Source organism: Flavobacterium sp. P1_E4, assembly GCF_056405915.1.
Window position 1 is genome coordinate 1 of the sequence record NZ_JBFUBE010000070.1, and the last position, 1,214, is coordinate 1,214.

1 protein-coding gene is annotated in these 1,214 nt (G+C 53.5%); it reads left to right on the forward strand.

From position 1 onward, the window contains the following. Positions 1 to 1,214 (forward strand): hypothetical protein (locus tag AC1DY0_RS19010; RefSeq protein WP_477190148.1); only part of this gene is annotated, 1,214 nt, incomplete at both ends.

Here is a 1,214-nt window from a genome sequence, read left to right on the forward strand (position 1 = left end):
CGCTAACTTATACCCGAGACACGGAACTTCCGGTGATCACTTTAACTGCTGCAGGCACGGTACTTTGTAATCCAACGGCAGCAGAAATCACGGCAGCCTTCGGAACAGCGAGTGTAAGCGATAACTGCTCAACGGGTCTAACTGCAACCGGTACCGAAGCGGCAGAAACAGGCTCGGGTTGTACGTTCTCCACCACCAAAAACTGGACGGTAACCGATACTTGCGGGAACACAGGCTTGGCTTCGCAAACGGTAACTTACACTAGAGACACGGAGCTTCCGGTGATCACTTTAACTGCTGCAGGTACATTGGGCTGTAATCCAACGGCAGCAGAAATCACGGCAGCCTTCGGCACCGCCAGTGTAAGCGACAACTGCTCCACAGGCCTAACAGCAACCGGTACCGAAGCAGCAGAAACAGGCTCGGGTTGTAGTTTCTCCACCACCAAAAACTGGACGGTAACGGATACTTGCGGCAACATAGGCTTGGCTTCGCAAACGGTAACTTATACCCGAGACACGGAACTTCCGGTGATCACTTTAACCGCTGCAGGTACATTGGGTTGTAATCCAACGGCAGCAGAAATCACGGCAGCCTTCGGAACAGCGAGTGTAAGCGATAACTGCTCAACGGGTCTAACTGCAACCGGTGCCGAAGCGGCAGAAACCGGCAGTGGCTGTACTTTTTCTACCACCAAAAACTGGACGGTAACCGATACTTGCGGGAACACAGGCACGGCTTCACAAACGGTAACTTATACCCGAGACACGGAACTTCCGGTGATCACTTTAACCGCTGCAGGTACATTGGGTTGTAATCCAACGGCAGCAGAAATAACGGCAGCCTTCGGCACCGCTTCGGTAAGCGACAACTGCTCAACGGGCTTAACAGCAACCGGTACCGAAGCAGCAGAAACAGGCTCGGGTTGTACGTTCTCCACGACCAAAAACTGGACGGTAACGGATACTTGCGGGAACACAGGCTTGGCTTCGCAAACGCTAACTTATACTAGAGACACGGAGCTTCCGGTGATCGCCTTGACCCCGGCAGGCACGGTACTTTGTAATCCGACAGCAGCAGAAATCACAGCAGCCTTCGGTACCGCTTCGGTAAGCGACAACTGCACCACAGGCTTAACTGCAACCGGCACCGAAGCAGCAGAAACAGGCTCGGGTTGTACGTTCTCCACCACCAAAAACTGGACGGTAACGGAT